We start from the raw sequence: 17,841 nt of genomic DNA, 5'->3' as shown, positions 1-17,841 counted from the left end.
GATATTACATGAAAGTAAAAAATCGCCTGAGCCTGTATTGTTCGCTTATCTTCGGTATAATCTTCGCTATTATATCCCTGCTTATATACGGTTTGTTCTATAACAACACAAAAAAGTCCATTTATAGTAATCTTGAAAAAACGGCTCATATATCAGCTTTGTTCTACCTTGAAGAAGATGAACTGAATGACAGGGAGTTTGCAAAGATTAAAGCTCAGTTTGAAGAGATTGTAACCGACTCATATTATCAGGTATACGACATGCACAATAATATAGCATATGGCGTCGGTGTATCCGATATACCTGTTTCTATTCTCGACAGGATACGGCTCAACCGGCATATGTCTTTTACCATAGACGAATACCTTTGCTACGGCATATTCTATGAGGATAATCAGGGGGATTTTGTCGTTATCGCTAAAGTTCCCGAAAGCGGACTTGCAGAACAGGTTAACCTATTGTTGTGGATATTGATCCCGTCGTTTGTTGTCGGACTTTTAGCTATTGTCCTCCTCAGCCGCTGGGTATCCCGTATCGCGTATCGTCCGTTTAGTGATGTGATAAGCCAGGTGAAAAATATATCGACAAAAAATCTGAATGTCCGGATACAATCACCTGAAACGAAAGATGAATTGCAGAACCTCATAGAAACATTCAATGATTTACTGGCAAAGATATCAGAGACAGTTATCATCCAAAAGAATTTTGTAAGATATGTTTCCCATGAATTTAAGACTCCGTTGGCTTCCATGATGGGTAACGTCGATCTATTTACGATAAAAGACCGTAGCCCCGAAGAATACAGGCAACTGTCGGGAAAGCTCATTGAACAGATAGTGCAGATGGAAGAGATATTAGACACTCTCATTATTATTTCCGACCTGAAGAAAGATGAAAAGGAAGCATCCTCTATGCGAATAGACGAGTTGATCTGGGAAATTATAAGTAAAATGAAAAGTCTGTATCCGAATTCTAAGATTCTGGTCAATATGGATATAAAACCGGAAGATGAGCAACTGATGTCTATGGATAAAGACAGAACCCAGTTGTTGATTGCTTTATTCAATCTGGTAGAAAACGCAGTGAAGTATTCTTCTAAAGAGAATGTCACAATACATCTTTACAAGAAGTGTGACAGACTTTGTTTGTCCATTGCCGACAAAGGTATTGGTATTCCATCGGACCAACTGGCAGACATCAGTAAACCTTTTTATCGGGCAGATAACACGAACGAGGTGCAAGGTAGCGGTATCGGCCTGTCGATAGCCCTACGCATACTGGACAAGAACGGAATTGAATATAAGATAGAATCAGAGATCGATACAGGGACTAAAGTCTCGCTGTTATTCTAGTTTCAGGGCTTATCTATTTTTATACCGGCTTCTTTCAGATATTCCAAAGGTGTTTGGCCTGTAATTTTCTTAAAGCTATGGAAAAAAGAACTACGCGAACTGAACCCGCATTCTTTAGATAAAGCGCTAAGAGTGTATTGCTGGATCAAGCCTTCTTCTGCCTTTTCTTTAAATACCTGTATACGGTATGTATTTGTGAAGTCGGCAAAATTAGATTGCAGATACTGGTTTAGTACCTGGGAAACCCTTGTTTTAGAATGGTGTATTGCATTGGATACATCTTCCAGTTTGAGTTCGGAATTCAAATATGGCTGTTCTTCTTCGAAGTACTTGAGTAGAGCTTCTTTTATCTGGGATATTTCATTTTCTTCCATCTTAATACTCTGATACTTGACTTTCGATGATGACTGGATGAATTTCTCCTTCAACCTTTTAGTTTTCAGTATATTCATACTAAAAGTGAGTACCGAGGCAACTATCAGGATGGCTATAATGAACAACCATACATAAATCGTATATGATTTAGTCTTGATTATGGATATAGATTGTATTGGTTCTTCGCTCCCGGCTTTTCTCAATAGCAGCTTATAAGAACCGCTGGGGAGATTGGATATATAAAGGTCATTACGCCCAATGATGCGTTGCCATTTGTCGTCCAGCCCCTCTAGCTTATATTCATAGATTTCCGACTGGGGAATAGTATATAAACGATCAGAGAAGTGTATTCCGATACTGTTCTGAGAAGGGCTTAGTTTGATAACTTTCATATACTCGGAAGATACAGGCAACATTTTAGAACCGACTTCTTCCAGCTTGCCGTCAATATAAATAGAGGTTATTGCAATCTGGTTATTCGAAGTACTCTTCAATAATTTATCTTTAGGATTCAGATATACCAGCCCTTTCTCATTACCCCACCACAAGGTACCGTCATCAGCCATTTGGACTGCAGAGTTGAATGTATACCATGGAATACCATCATAAAGAGAGAATATCCGGTAATCAGCAGATTCAGGATTATATCTTACCATCCCTTTAGGCGTACATATCCATATATATTGCTCCTGATCTTCAATAATACTTAATACATAGTTGTCCGGTAAAAAATCACTGGTAGTAATATGTTCGAATGAATCTATATCGGGAGAGACTTTGATTAGTCCGTCTTTTTCACTACCTATCCATATATTACCTGCTTTGTCTGAGAATAGATATCGGACAGTTTTGATAAAAGATAGGTCTATATCTTTAGGAACATATATTTTTCCATTTTCATAGTAGCAGACACCTTCATTTGTACCTATCCATATCCTGTTCTTTGTATCAGCTGTTATATAATAGATGTCTTTATTGATCAGTCCCGAGTTAATAGTTGTGAATACTTCATATTTATCGGCTTTCACATCATATCTGATCAGACCGTTTAAGGTGCCGAGCCAGAGGTACCCGTCATTGTCATCTGTTATGGAATAGAAAGAGTTATCAATGAAAACATTGTCTTTTTTGAATCTATCTACAGTCAGTTTATCCGGATTGAACAGATATACGCCTCCCCCATATGTACCAATGAGGTATTTATCTTTAAACTGATATATGCAAAGTATAATGTTTGATCTGAGAGCAGGGGTGTTTTCTGTACTGAAAATATGCACTTTCTCCTTTCCGAAATAGATAAATCCGCTTCGGGTTCCTAATATTTTATTATCACCGATTAAATTCATCGACCTTATATTAACACCCCGGCTATCAAATGTTCCACTTTTACTATAAGTGCTAAATATATTCCTTATATAGGGCGTATAGTTTAGCCCTCCCACGAAGGTTCCAATCCAGAATGATTCTCCGTCAAGTAAGAACGAGTATATGGCGTTTGAACTAATACTTTCCGGATTGGATGGGTTGTGTGTAAGAGATACTATACTTCGATCCGTTAAAGAAATAATTTTGAGTCCACCACCATTTGTTCCCACATATAGCCTATTGTCATTGTAATATATATTAAGTATATAATTATTGTCCAAATCTATTATCTTATCAAATGCTTTGGCAATAATATCAAAACAGTAAATACTGTTCTGAAATCCAAGATAAATATTATTATTGTCAAGGCTGAGTGAGGAGAAGTTATTGCTGGATTTATTATTAAATAAATAATATGTATCAAGGCTACCCGATAGTACATTATAGCTGATTAATCCCGAAGTAGTGGTTATCCAGTATATATTATTGTTGTCAACTGTTATATCTGTTATATCAGATGAGACGCTCTGTATTTTCTCAACCTTGTCGCTGACAAAGGTGAATAAGCCTCTATTGGTAGCTATAAGTAAATTCTCTTTTTTGTCGGGTAATATTTTCTTTATTTTTATGTCTTGATTCCTTTCCAGTTCATATTTAGAGGCTGTATTCTCTCTTCTGTTATATTTATAGAGGTTTCTCTCAGATGCAACAAACAGATTCAAAGAATCTATTTCAGATATAGAGACTATAAATTGGTTTTCGAAATATTTTACAGATATAATATCTACACCATCAAAACGGTTCAGCCCATTTGGTAACCCCAGCCAGATATATTTGCCGCTATCTTTGAATATGCAATTTATAGTATTGCTACTAAGACCATTGTCGACGCTAATATTCCGGAATGGTTTAATGGCATATGCTATATTGCAAAAATAGCCCAGGATAAAAAAGAATATGTACAGTTTACTTTTCATCAGAAAATTGTCAGAATCGCAATTATAGTATAGACTAAGGTACGACAAATTTAATATTTATTGATAATTATATATTAAGTTCAGCATATTTTTTAGTACAACAAATATAGACTGGCATTACTTATGTTCAGCATCACTAGTGATATAATCTATAGATAAAATAATATCCATAAAATAAATCTGGTATCCCTTACCATACCGGATTATTCCGGGAATATAAGACAATTATTCTAAATAGTCTATAATGCAGGAGTCTCAAATTATTTTGACACTGGCCGGACAATTATTATTCTAATCCAGAATAGTTATTTCGGACTTTTTAGGCTCTTTTTCCTATGGGAAGAAAGATTCACTCATTTACTTTTGTTAACGAATCTGTTTATAATTTCATTTTAAATCTAATCACATGAAAAGAAAGCGAAAATCGAAATTCCCATGTCAAAAAGGATTATTATTGGCCCTTGCATTATTTCTGGGAGGGGTAACCTATTCCGGCTTGTATGCAAATATGGGCGTAAAAGAGAGTTCTCAACAAACTCAAGCTACTAAAACGGTAAAAGGAACTGTCAACGATTCCAGCGGCGAACCTCTGGCCGGAGTAAGCGTTAGTGTCGTTGGAACCACAGTCGGAACTATGACGGACACCGACGGAAATTATACCATTATAATACCGGAAGGAAGAACTCAATTAAAATTTTCGTATATAGGTTTTGAACCTCAAACGGTAAATCTGAGCGATAGAAGTACTATAAATATAACATTAATTGAAGAAACCAATACCCTTGACGAAGTTGTTGTAGTCGGTTACGGTACGCAGAAGAAAGCTTCTCTAACCAGTGCCATCAGCCAGATTTCCGGTGATGAAGTTTTTAAAGACCGTGGTATAAACAATGTATCGGTAGCACTTCAGGGAGAAATACCCGGACTTATCGTAACGCGTACTTCTACCCGTCCGGGCAGCGAAGGAGCGGAAATGAAAATTCGTGGAGATATTTCAGTCAACGGTAAGTCCAGCCCTTTAGTCCTCATTGATGGAGTAAGCGGATCATTAGACGAATTGAATCAGATGGAGCCAAATGACATTGAAAATATCTCAGTGTTAAAAGACGCTTCTGCTGCTATTTATGGTGCGCGTTCTGCATCCGGTGTCATATTAGTAACTACTAAGAGGGGTAAGAAGGGGGCCGCTAAGATAACCTATAATGGCTCCCTAAGCACAACTATAGATGGAATTCAATCTCCAGTAACCAACCGTTTCGAATTTTTGGATATGTTCTATGAAGCGCAATATCAGGATGCACGGGCTAAGAATCCGACTATTACGGACCCTGCAGAAATTCACAAAAGAGTGGACTGGTGGATCTTCAATTCTTTCGGAGGCACGCTTCAAACTCCGATTGATGGCTTTGGAATTGGGGAGACGATAACAGGAGAAACGTTTTTCAATGCATTGAGAAAAGGAGAAGTTTTTACTTTGAAGCAAGGTAATGGTCAGATTGGACGCTACGATGCTGTCAATATGCTGGATTATATGTACGGACAGTCTCTCTCGCATAAGCATTCAATAAACATATCAGGAGCTGATGAAAAATTTAGCTATATGGCATCCCTGGGTTATGCTGATAATAATTCACAATTAAAAATTGCAGAGGACGGGGAAAAAAAATATAGCGGACGTCTGAATATGGATTACCAGGCAACCAGAATGCTGAAGGTAGAAACCGGAATGTCGTATGAAGTACGCAATATAACCACGCCCAATACCGATGTGGGGGCAGGATGGTACGATCCTTGGTTCTGGCCGGTCTACAACCAATACGGACAATTCTATGATACCTTTAATGGTGCGCGCAATCCTGTGGGAGGGCTTGTAGGCGGCGGCCAAACGAAAACAGACTTCAATACATTCCGTTCCAATATAAAAGTGACTTTAGATCTTTCACAATTGGTAAGAGGACTCTCTTTATCCGGAACAGGTTCATTCAAGAGAGTGGAAAAAGATGTTCAGGAACTAAAAAAAGAAGTCCAATATTACGACTGGGAAGGGAACAAAACAGGGAAAAGACAATCTCCCGGTTCGCTCAAAGAAGAAAAGTATGAATGGAAAAATGTGACTTTCGGCGGGTTTATCAACTATACGCGTAGTTTCAATCAGGTACACAATGTATCAGCGATGCTGGGTATGACAGCCGAAGAGGAAAACTATAAGAAAATACTTGCTTCGCGTAATAGCGGACCTTTATACGCAGGTTCTGATCTTGTTGACCTCGAAGTGATGGTAAACGGAACAAATAATGGAGCCGGAGGCGGGCAAAGTTCGTGGGGATTCGTTTCATATCTGGGACGTGTCAGTTACAATTATGATGGAAAATATCTTTTAGACCTGCTGGGTCGTCGTGATGGCTCATCCAAATTATCTGTCGACCAGCGTTGGAAGAACTTTTATTCAGTCTCCGGCGGGTGGGTTATTTCTAACGAAGATTTCATGAAAGACTTTAAATGGCTGACTAATCTGAAAATCAGGTACAATTACGGAAAAACAGGAAGTGTTGAAGGAATCGACAATTACGAACGATATGCAGTAATAAATACAGGAAATGCATTTTTTGGTACAGATGTGGCATCCCAACCGTCATTGACTCTTGGTGGTATGACCTCAAACCTGAGAACATGGGAGACGATTAACAGTCACGATGCCGGACTGGACTTTTCATTCTTAAAATCCCGTCTGTCGGGTTCATTCGATTATTTCGTAAAGACCAATAACGGCATGTTCATTCCTGTAACATACCCTTCGATATTGGGAGCATCCGCACCAAAAACAAACAATGGTAAATTCAGGGCTAAAGGATGGGAGTTTTCCCTCAACTGGAGGGATAAGATAGGAGATGTCTCTTATAATATAGGGGGCTTCATAGCTGATGCATGGTCAAAGATCCTTACATTAGAAAATAGCGAGAACGTACCTAATCCCGGAAAGAACTCCAACCGTCTGGTAGGTATGCCGAGAGATGCGATTTATGTTTATAAGACCGATGGTATTTTCCAGACACAGGCAGAAGTCGACGCATTCTATAATCAGTATTACTGGAATGCAGATCATACAGGCCCCAAGGCTGGCAATATAATTCCGGCTCCGCTGGAAAGCGGTACAAACCGTCTTCGTCCGGGAGCTCGTAAACTGGTCGATCTCGATGGTGACGGAGCTATTACAACAAAAGATATCTACTATGCGGGAGACGCGGCACCACGTCTTAATTTCGGATTCAAGCTCGGAGCAGAATGGAAAGGAATTGATTTGCAGGCATTCTTCCAGGGGGTTGGAAAACAGACAGTATTGAGAAGCGGATATTTTGCATATCCCTGGGTAGCAAATTTCACATACCAGAATAATACATTTATGGGAAAAATGTGGACCGAAGAGAATCCGAATACGAGCTATACAATTGCATCACGGGATAATGCATTTAACAACTGGAATTATGCAAACAAAGATGCAACCGTTCAGAGTTCCAAATATATCAGACTAAAGTCCTTAGTAGTAGGGTATACCCTTCCTCAAAATGTAACAAAAAAAATGGGACTGAATAAGCTTCGGGTCTACTTTTCAGGAGACGACCTTTGGGAGTGGAGTAAGATCAAAGACGGTTATGACCCTGAATATGGAGAGGGATCTAATAATACTTTTCCTTTCAACCGCATGCTTACCTGGGGGATGGACATCACATTTTAATTAATCATTAAATTTGAACAAATGAAATCTATTATAAGTAAAATATTTTCACCGGTAATGTTATTGGCATTACTGACGGGATGTAGCGATTTCCTTGATAAAGAGCCGCTGTCACAAGAAACTGAGGCTATCTTCTTTACTACTCCGGATCATTTTAAGCAGGCAGCAAACGGTCTGTATAATCTGGAAGGATGGAAAGATTATAACGATAAACCTACATATTATAAAATGGATCAGAACCTCGATATTTCAGGTCTTGGAAATAATGGGGGTGGTTCTGCCGTAGAAAGCAATTTTCAATGGGATAAACCCTATAGTTATATTCGCAATTGCAATATCTTGTTGACCAAAGGCAGCGAATATGCAGGAAATAAATCGGAAATCAGCGCAGCAATTGGTACCGCCTATTTCTTCCGTGCATGGCAGCATTTTTATCTCTTGCAAAAGTTTGGTGGGATACCTGTTGCAGATCATGTAATGGATGTGGATGATCCGGTTCTTTATGGTGCAAGAAACAGCCGCTACGAAGTTGCGAATTTTATCATTTCCGATCTGAAGTCGGCGATTCCTTTACTCCCTAAAGAAAAAGATATTGCCGCGGCAGATAAGGGTAAAGTCAGTAATGAAGCCGCAAAATCATTTTTGGCACGGGTACTGCTTTACGAAGCAACTTGGGAAAAATACGTTCCGGGTATTGGTTACGACCTTGATGGAGACGGTAGTTCCACAGGGGCCGGTAATGCCAGGCCGGCAAGTTACCCATCTATTCAGCAAATGCTGACCGAAGCTAAAACTCTGGCCGGGGAAATCATTACAGAAGCCGAGACAGGAACCTTCGAACTTTGGAATAAGTGTGACTCTTTAAGCTATTACTATCTTTTCAATATAGATGATAAGGGTGGTAATATGCCAAATTTTAAAGGGGCAGGAAAAGCAACAAACAAAGAGTTTATCTTTAGCAAGAAGTATGACTATGACCTTCTTAAAGGTGGTATCAATCTTTCACACACTGTATTTACATGGCAGGCAGCGGGTATCAGCGCTGTGTTTGGTGAATCTTTCCTGTGTAGAAACGGATTGCCGGTACGCGTCAGCTATACAGGTAATATCACTGACGCACAGAATAATCCCCAGTTTTTAGGATTTGAACACTTTTATGATGAATTCCGTAACCGCGATTACAGATTTATCGGTAGTACATTTATGCCTGACCGTCCATACTGGAGTAGCCGGACTGAAGACGGCGGAGCCCTGAAAGAGCAGGGAAAACCTTATCCCGACCCTGCATATCCCGAAGTCCCATACAATCCGAACGATCCTGCATTTGGCAATAAACATACTATTTATATTCCTACCCTCCGGGGAAATAGCACGCATAATGGATATGGCAGCCGTAAGTTTGCCATTGAAGGTGCGAATAGAGCTACCAATACAGAGTCTGCCGATTACCCTCTCATTCGTCTGGCCGAGGTACACCTGATATATGCCGAAGCAGCAGTAGAACTGGGCGAAGGAACAATTTCAGATAATGACCTTAATTTCTCCATTAATAAGAACAGAGCCAGAGCAGGAGTAGCCCCTCTGACAAATGCCTTGATAGCCAATGTCTGGGATGCCGGATGGTGGGATCATGCACAAGGTAAAACAGTATGCAAAAAAATGAACATGCTGGATGAGATTCGCCGCGAACGGGCTTGTGAATTATATGGAGAAGGGTTTCGTGAAGATGACCTGAAACGTTGGGGAATAGCACATATCAACCTTAAAGGACAAAAGTTGGGACGGCATGTGTACGGAACTGAATATATGACCGCAAAAGCGAATGACGCCGTATATCATGGGCAGCCGGCTTATTATCCCGAAGAATATCCGCTGGCGCATGGTGTATATGAAGGTAGTGGTGTGAACGACCCTGATTACGGGCGTTCAATAGCAACTTTATCAGGTAATCTGCTTTATTCGCAACGGGACTATCTTAGTCCGGTTCCTCTCAATCAGATGAGGTTGAATCCGGCGTTAAAGCAAAACCCGGGATGGTAACAAATAAAGATATATCTTTCGCATGATAATAAATTAAGAGTTAAATCTAGTGTGACAATATTTAATTATAAAGAACTATTGTTGCATACATATACACCTAATAAACAGGTCTGTAACCTAAAAAGAACAAATATGAATTTAAAAAGCATTTGGATTATTATTTTACTTTGTTTTGTTTGTACTTCCGTTGCCATAGCAGAGATAATAACCTACTCTGTACCAAAGGAATTCTATTATGCATGGCATAATGACGATTTTACAGTAAAGGTGAGACATCAGGGTGAAGAATGGGTCGACCTTTTCGAAAATTATGCTATGGTGGATGCGGATACGCGTAGCCGTGCATCAATGGTCTATTTTGATTTCTCCGGAACAGTAGAAGTCAGTGTTCAGTTAAATAACGGCAATTTATTATCTGCAGTTATCCGCCCTTTGGCAAAAGGCATCGTACCTGAGATAAAAGGCAATTCTATAACTTTCACGCTCGATAAGCCTCAGAATTTATCAATAGAGTTTAACGGAGACAGGCTACACAATCTACATCTGTTTGCAGGCGATATCATCAAGGAGATACCGGATAAGAACGCCCCCGATATTATGTATTTCGAAGCCGGTCTTCATAAACCCGATTCTACAGGAGTATTTAAAGTTGCTTCAAATACAACTGTATTCCTGGAAGGCGGTGCAGTGTTGAATGGTAAAATCGACTGTAGTAATTCCGAAAATGTCAAGATATATGGCCGGGGAATTATATTTTCACCATCGGCCAATGGTATCAGTGCCGATTATTGTAAAAATATAACTGTCGACGGTATAATAATTCTCAATCCCCGGTACAATTCTCTTGCAGCAGGAATGACAAAAAATATAACCATACAAAATATAAAATCATTCAGCTATCAGGGATGGGGTGATGGGCTCGATTTCTTCTGCTGTGAAGATGTCCTTGTCGATGGAGTATTCATGCGCAACTCAGATGATTGTATTGCCGTCTACAATCATAGATGGGATTTTTACGGAGATTCACGCAATATTGTTGTTCAAAATTCCACATTCTGGGCAGATATAGCCCACCCTATCAATTTGGGGACACATGGAAATACCGAGACGGGAGATGAAGTAATGGAAAATATAATATTTCGCAATATTGACATTTTAGAACATGATGAAGATGACAGGGATTACCAGGGATGTATGGCTATTAATGTCGGGGATCATAATCTGGCAAGAAATATACATTTCGAAGATATCCGTGTAGAAAATATTCAGGAGGGACAACTCTTTCATGTACGTGTAATGTATAACAAAAAATATAATACCGGACCGGGAAAAGGGATTGAAAATATCACCTTTAAGAATATATACTACAATGGATACAGAGAAAATCCTTCCGTTATAGAAGGGTATGATGATAGCCGGCGAGTTGGAAATATAAGTTTTGAGAATATTGTAATCAATGGAAAAAGGATTAAAAGCTTTAAGGACGGAAATTTCAGAATTGGAAAATTTACGGATGAAATAACATTAGAATAACAAAGGTAAAAACAACATTATAAAGAATTTGTGAAAGATCGTAAACCGGATTATCTATACGTACAATAAACTATATATTAATATCCATGAAAAAAGCGTTATTGACACTCCTTATTTTTATATCGTTATCAGCAGCTACAATTTCGGCTCAATCTATAATTGAAACTACCCGCACAAAGGTTGCTTCACCTGACGGCAAACATATATTCGGGCTTTACCAGAAGAAAAATACAGATGGAACTCTGGCTATATTCTATACCGTCAGCTACAATAACCAACCTGTAATATTGGAGTCAAAGCTGGATATCCGGCTCGATAATCATATCTGGGAACGTGCACTAGCCAAGTTCTGGAAACAACCGGAATCATGGAACGATGTGATGGTCTTTGATAATGTAGAAACCTCTTCACATAACGAAACATGGAAGCCCCTATATGGAGAACGTTCGGAAATAAAGGATAATTATAATGGTGCTAAGATCCATTTCTCACGCAGAGACAAATCGCAATATAAGATGAGTATAGAGGTGCGTGCATATAACGAAGGAATCGCTTTCCGTTATTATTTTCCAATGCATCCCGAAGCTATTTATCATAAAATTACTGCAGAAAATACCGAATTTACCATGCCGGAGAGGACTACTGCATGGTGGACGCAATGGGCACAAGCTCCGTATTATGAGAAGCCATTATCAGATTGGGACGATGAAAGTGAACGCCCTTTGACGATGAGAATTTCCGATTCTCTGTATGCATGTATTACCGAGGCACAGCAAGTAGACTTTGCCCGCGCCATGTTCAAACTATCGAAATATAAAAAGAATACGGTTCAGGTGTCGCTCTATAGTATCTCCGATATGGTAACCCCATTCGGGACACCTTGGAGAGTCGTAATGGCAGCAGAGAGAATCGGAAAATTATTGGAAAACAACGATATCATACTGAATCTGAACGAATCCAATAAAATAACAAATACCGACTGGGTAAAACCGGGTAAAATAATGCGGGAAACAACCCTGACTACAGCCAATGCAAAAGCCTGTATCGATTTCTGCGAAAGGCATAAGATGCAATATATCCTTTTCGATTGGAAATGGTACGGGCCGGCTATGGATTTCAGATCAGATGCAAGTGAAGTGACAGTAACGGATCTGGATATGAAAGAAGTTCTCAGATATGGTAAATCGAAAGGAATAGGTGTATGGGTATATGTCAATCAACATGCATTACAGCACCAGGCAGATAAGATATTTCCGGTTTATAAAGAATGGGGACTGGCTGGGGTTAAATTTGGCTTTGTCCAGTATCAGACACAAGGATGGTCTGCATGGTTGCATGAATTGGTGAAGAAAGCTGCGGACAATAATCTGATGGTAAATATCCATGACGAATACCGTCCCACAGGGCATAGCCGTACATATCCCAATCTGCTGACACAGGAAGGCATCCGCGGGAATGAAGAGTTTCCGGATGCAACACACAATACAATATTGCCCTTCACCCGAATGATTGCAGGAGCAGCCGATTATACGGTTTGTTATTTCGATCCGCGTATTAAGAACACACATGCGCACCAGCTCGCATTTCCCGTAATATATTACAGCCCGCTACAAACTCTATATTGGTACGATACACCTGCACGGATAGAAGAAGTCCCGGAGCTGGAATTTTTCGACAACATACCGGTGACGTTTGATGATACAAAGGTTATCCATGATTATATAGGGGAGTATGTGACAATTGCGCGTCGCAACGGAAAAAAATGGTTTTTAGGTACGATAGGTAATAATGATGCACGTATGATTAATACTCCCCTTGATTTTCTTCAAACAGGGCAGAGATATGTTGCAAGTATCTATACAGATGATGATAATGCCGAAACTGTTACGAAAGTCAAAGTAACCCGTTTGATAGTAGATAGTACGACTATCCTTCAATTTCAGTTAAAAGAAAGAGGGGGCTGTACAATTCATTTAATCCCTGCAGTAAAAGAAGATATAAAGAGATATAAAGTACATAAAAAGAATGCGATACTGTAAATAAAGAGGACAATGAAAAAATTATATATATTGCTTATTACCGGTTTTATTTGCCATTTGTCTTATAGTCAAATACCCTTGCCTCAAAATCTGCCGCAGACACATCCCCGTTTGCTGGCAATACCCGGTTATAAACCTGTCGTGCAAAAACAAATTGAAACAGAGTCCTGGGCTAAAGAGGTAAAGCTGGGCATCCTGAACCGTATCGATCCATATGTAGCTAAAACACAGATACAACCTGACTGGCTTTATTCCCGTCTGATGATGTATTGGAAGAGTAAGGCTACCAATGTATATATACGGGGTGGAGTATATTCACATGCTGATGGAAAAGCTCCTGTGCCAACAGTACGTTTCGGTAGTTCGCGCGGAGGAGCATCGGTTTACAGCCGGCCTGAAATAGAAGATATCATTCCTTACATGGACGATACCAAAGGGGTTTATTTTCATAATACAAAGAAAGAAGGGCGGCCTCTCGAATGGGGAGAACAATCAAACGCTTCGGGAATAGAGAGTATCAATGAACAAATAATGGGCATAGGCAAAGATGCAGCTTTTATCTATTGGCTGACTGATGATGAGAAATATGCAAAGTTCGCTTTCGACCTTCTCGATACTTACATGACAGGCATGTATTACCGTAATGAACCTGTCGATCTGAATAATGGGCATGTGCAGACACTTGTGGGACTATCTACTTTTGAGGTGATACAGGAACGTATATTGAATGAACTGGCCTGTCTGTATGATTTCCTATATCCTTATATAAAGGCAAATCATCAGGATAAAATGGATCTGTATACGGCTACATTCAAGAAATGGATAGATATAACCATAAAGAACGGTGTGCCTCAAAACAACTGGAACCTGCATCAGGCCAAATTTATACTGAAAGTGGCAATGGTCTTGGAAGATAATAAGGCTTATGCCGACAGCAAAGGCCGGGAATATTATATCGACTATATACTCAACAAATCCTCGGCCCGCCAGTGGTCTTTAACCAAATTCATGGAATATGGCTATGATCCTGATAACGGGGTATGGAGCGAATGTCCCGGATACGCGCAGGGAGTAACAAAGGACCTGACTAATTTTATCCGGGATTATGACAATACATTTAATCAGAATCTTCTCCCCTACACTCCTGTGATGGGAAAAGCTGTAAGAATGCTGCCTCAATATCTGTTTCCGAATGGAATGATAACCGCATTTGGCGATACGCATTACAATACTATCAATACAGAGGCTTTCAGCGATATGATACGCATGTCGCAGAAATATGGAGACAAAGAAAATGAAAATTTATATACTAAAATGTACAGGCTCTTTGATCCTGATGCAGAACGGAAAAGTGAGAAACCGGAAAAACTTCCGCCTCAGATTTACTCGTTCTTTACCGGTAAACCTCTTATACTGGATACGAACATCGAAAGAGGGAAACTTGATGATTATGTGACTCAGACATTCTATGCTCCTAATGTAAGCTGGTTTGTTCAACGTAGCGGATATAATAATAAAGAGAACGGGCTGATGATATCCCAGTATGCCTCTTTAGGAAATCATATGCATTCAAACGGTATTTCGATAGAATTGTATGGAAAGGGCTATATACTGGGGGCTGAATCCGGAAGGGGATCGTCTTATTTTCAGGCGCCCTATCTGGAATATTATTCGCAGTTCCCGGCCCATAATACGGTAATGGTAGACGGCATATCCAAATACCCTGAGATGTTAAGCAATCATCCTTTCGATCTGCTTGGTTGCTATCCGCAATCAGGGCAATTGACCGGGTATTATCCGGATATCACCTATTCCGACGCTTATTTCCTTGAACCTGAGAGCCGCAGCGATCAAAACCGTTTCCTTAGCATTGTAAGAACCAGTGAAACAACAGGATATTATATAGATATATTCCGTTCCAGAAAACAGCGCGAAGGAGATAAATATCACGATTATTTCTATCATAATCTCGGACAAGAATTATTTATTCAAGATTCCAAAGGACAACCATTAAACTCGCTACCGAGCGATGATATGGCATTTGCCGGAGGGCATCTCTTTGCCCTCGATTATATGTGGGACAAGAAATCGGTAAAAACGGATAAAGATTATCAGGCCGTATGGAAGATGTCGACCCCGGATAATAATCATATCTATATGAATCTTTGGATGAAAGGCTACCCTGACAGAGAAGTATTCTCGATCAAAGCTCCTCCAACCGATAATTTCAGGGGGAATCATGGTGTTCCCTATGAAGTGGGAAAAGAGCCCTTTCTTACTATTGCTGCCCGCCAGTATGGGGAGGCCTGGACACATCCGTTTGTTTCCATATTTGAACCAACAACTGAAAATGGTGGAAAATCAATTGAGTCTATCCAATCATTTGAAGCGGATACTGCATCAAATGATTTTGTAGGATTGATTGTAAAAAGTAAACCGGGCAGGACGGACTATATTTTCTCGTCGGTAAAAGATGAAAAAGTATCATATAATAATATGTCTGCAAACGCAACTTATGTAATGGTAAGTGAGGGTGGAAAGGACTTTATCATATTCTTAGGTAATGGAACACTGGTACAGGCAAGGGGCTTTATTCTCGAAGCTAATGAAAAAACAAATGCCATATTGGAATATAAAAACGGAGAATATTATTTTACTTGTGATAAGCCGGTCACAATAACCAATGCGAGAGGAAAAGGAAAAGTGATGGAAAAAACTGTTTATCAAAAGATTACTTTATGAAGGGAATAATATTGACGATAAGTTTATTCACTTGTATAATAGCCAATTCTCAAACTTACAAATCGCAGGTATGGATATCTGACCAAGGCAACGGAGTATATAAGAACCCTGTTCTTTATGCAGATTACTCCGACCCCGATGTCATTCGTACAGGCGATGACTTTTACATGACCGCATCGAGTTTCAATTGTGTTCCGGGATTGCCTGTTCTCCATTCAAAGGATTTAGTGAACTGGAAGATAATAAACTATGCTCTTTCTGATCTCTATATGGAAGGAGTGGAACCTGCGGGTTTCTTTGATAAGGTACAGCACGGAAAAGGTGTCTGGGCTCCATGTATCCGCTATCATAAAGGTGAGTATATGATTTATTGGGGTGATCCCGATTTCGGCATATATGTAGTTAAGACAAAAGATATCTTAGGCAGATGGGATAAACCGGTACTTGTACTTCCCGGAAAAGGAAGGATAGACCCCAGCCCTCTGTTCGATGACGATGGAAAGGTCTACCTTACCCATGCATGGGCCGGTAGCCGGGCCGGTTTCAATAGTGTGATGACCGTATGTGAAATGAATGAAGACGGAACAAAGGTTATAGGAGAGGAATCCCTGATTTTTGATGGAAATGACGGAGTAAATCATACAGTGGAAGGCGGGAAATTCTATAAGAAAGATGGTTATTATTATTTGCTGGCCCCTGCCGGAGGTGTTGCAATGGGCTGGCAGATAGCACTCCGTTCAAAAAATATATATGGCCCGTACGAGGTAAAGAGAGTTCTTAACCGGGGCAACACCAGTATAAATGGTCCGCATCAGGGTGGACTGGTAGAAACACAAACAGGAGAATCGTGGTTTATCCACTTTCAGGACAAAGGACCATACGGACGCATCATACACCTACAGCCTGTGACATGGAAAGATGGTTGGCCTGTGATGGGCATAAACGATAAAAATTATTGCGGTGAACCTGTTTTCTCTTATAGAAAGCCAAATACAGGTAAAGTACATCCGGTGGAAACTCCGGTAGAGAGTGATGAATTCAATACAGCAAAACTGGGACTACAATGGTCGTGGCATGCCAATCCCCGGCAAGGATGGGCTTTCCCTTCTGCCGATGGATATATCCGTATGTACGGACAATATTATCCTGACAATTTTACTAATGTATGGGATATCCCCAATCTCCTGATGCAAAAACTCCCGGCTCCTGAATTTACAGCAACGATGAAGGTAACAGCTGTCCTTCAGAATGAAGGAGATAAAGCCGGCCTGATAATGATGGGATGGGATTACTCATATATCGCATTGGTGAAGAGAGGTAATGATTATGAACTGCAACAAGTCGGATGTACGGATGCAGAGCAAAAAACAGGAGAAAAAATTCTGGCGAAAATATCATTGGACAATTTAATGACAGATATAAAGTATAATTACCAAACCAAACTGGAGAATACGGAATTCTATTTTCGCATAATTGTCAAAGAAGGAGGGAAATGCTCCTTCTCATATAGTACAGACGGAAGGAAATATAAAGAAATAGGTGAACCATTCCAAGCCAGACAAGGAAAATGGATAGGAGCAAAAGTTGGAATGTTTATAATGAATCAAGCCTCGGATACAGCACGTTCATGGATGGATGTTGACTGGTTTAGGATAGAAAAATAAGAAATTTAGTAAAACATGAAA

8 protein-coding genes are annotated in these 17,841 nt (G+C 39.9%); 7 read left to right on the top strand and 1 reads right to left on the bottom strand.

Annotated elements, in window-relative coordinates; translation table 11 throughout:
* Nucleotides 1-8 precede the first annotated feature (8 nt).
* Nucleotides 9-1,352, top strand: coding sequence for a sensor histidine kinase (locus B3317_RS09670; RefSeq protein WP_291110969.1), 1,344 nt, complete (start codon nucleotides 9-11; stop codon nucleotides 1,350-1,352).
* Between the two features lie 2 nt (nucleotides 1,353-1,354).
* Here the strand turns inward: B3317_RS09670 and B3317_RS09665 are convergent, their stop codons facing one another.
* The gene (locus tag B3317_RS09665) at nucleotides 1,355-4,069 is read right to left on the bottom strand and encodes a ligand-binding sensor domain-containing protein (protein WP_291110968.1); all 2,715 of its coding nucleotides are present in this window, start codon (nucleotides 4,067-4,069) and stop codon (nucleotides 1,355-1,357) included.
* Nucleotides 4,070-4,577: 508 nt separating this feature from the next.
* Between B3317_RS09665 and B3317_RS09660 the strand changes: the two genes are divergently transcribed.
* From B3317_RS09660 to B3317_RS09635, 6 genes are all read left to right on the top strand, one after another.
* Nucleotides 4,578-7,802: a SusC/RagA family TonB-linked outer membrane protein gene (locus tag B3317_RS09660; RefSeq protein ID WP_291111017.1), complete on the top strand. Its 3,225-nt coding sequence runs from the start codon at nucleotides 4,578-4,580 to the stop codon at nucleotides 7,800-7,802.
* 21 nt (nucleotides 7,803-7,823) lie between these two features.
* Complete coding sequence (locus B3317_RS09655; RefSeq protein WP_291110967.1) at nucleotides 7,824-9,842, top strand: RagB/SusD family nutrient uptake outer membrane protein; 2,019 nt, start codon at nucleotides 7,824-7,826, stop codon at nucleotides 9,840-9,842.
* Nucleotides 9,843-9,974: 132 nt separating this feature from the next.
* Complete coding sequence (locus B3317_RS09650) at nucleotides 9,975-11,375, top strand: glycosyl hydrolase family 28 protein (RefSeq protein WP_291110966.1); 1,401 nt, start codon at nucleotides 9,975-9,977, stop codon at nucleotides 11,373-11,375.
* 86 nt (nucleotides 11,376-11,461) lie between these two features.
* A complete protein-coding gene (locus B3317_RS09645) occupies nucleotides 11,462-13,414 on the top strand; it encodes a glycoside hydrolase family 97 protein (RefSeq protein WP_291110965.1) in 1,953 nt (650 codons plus the stop codon).
* Between the two features lie 12 nt (nucleotides 13,415-13,426).
* Entirely contained in the window at nucleotides 13,427-16,156 is a 2,730-nt protein-coding gene (locus B3317_RS09640; protein WP_291110964.1) for an alginate lyase family protein, read from the top strand.
* Complete coding sequence (locus tag B3317_RS09635; RefSeq protein ID WP_291110963.1) at nucleotides 16,153-17,820, top strand: glycoside hydrolase 43 family protein; 1,668 nt, start codon at nucleotides 16,153-16,155, stop codon at nucleotides 17,818-17,820. The genes B3317_RS09640 and B3317_RS09635 overlap by 4 nt, the downstream gene beginning before the upstream one ends.
* The last annotated feature ends 21 nt before the right edge of the window (nucleotides 17,821-17,841 follow it).

Source organism: Dysgonomonas sp. UBA7710 (assembly GCF_002482385.1).
Taxonomy (GTDB): Bacteria; Bacteroidota; Bacteroidia; order Bacteroidales; family Dysgonomonadaceae; genus Dysgonomonas.
The sequence above is the reverse complement of the archived record's forward strand: the minus strand, read 5'-3'. Positions and strand labels throughout refer to the sequence as shown.

Coding starts and splice junctions, on each gene's coding strand:
- B3317_RS09670 (WP_291110969.1), top strand. CDS start 9: ATGAAAGTAAAAAATCGCCTGAGCCTGTATTGTTCGCTTATCTTCGGT.
- B3317_RS09665 (WP_291110968.1), bottom strand. CDS start 4,069: ATGAAAAGTAAACTGTACATATTCTTTTTTATCCTGGGCTATTTTTGC.
- B3317_RS09660 (WP_291111017.1), top strand. CDS start 4,578: ATGGGCGTAAAAGAGAGTTCTCAACAAACTCAAGCTACTAAAACGGTA.
- B3317_RS09655 (WP_291110967.1), top strand. CDS start 7,824: ATGAAATCTATTATAAGTAAAATATTTTCACCGGTAATGTTATTGGCA.
- B3317_RS09650 (WP_291110966.1), top strand. CDS start 9,975: ATGAATTTAAAAAGCATTTGGATTATTATTTTACTTTGTTTTGTTTGT.
- B3317_RS09645 (WP_291110965.1), top strand. CDS start 11,462: ATGAAAAAAGCGTTATTGACACTCCTTATTTTTATATCGTTATCAGCA.
- B3317_RS09640 (WP_291110964.1), top strand. CDS start 13,427: ATGAAAAAATTATATATATTGCTTATTACCGGTTTTATTTGCCATTTG.
- B3317_RS09635 (WP_291110963.1), top strand. CDS start 16,153: ATGAAGGGAATAATATTGACGATAAGTTTATTCACTTGTATAATAGCC.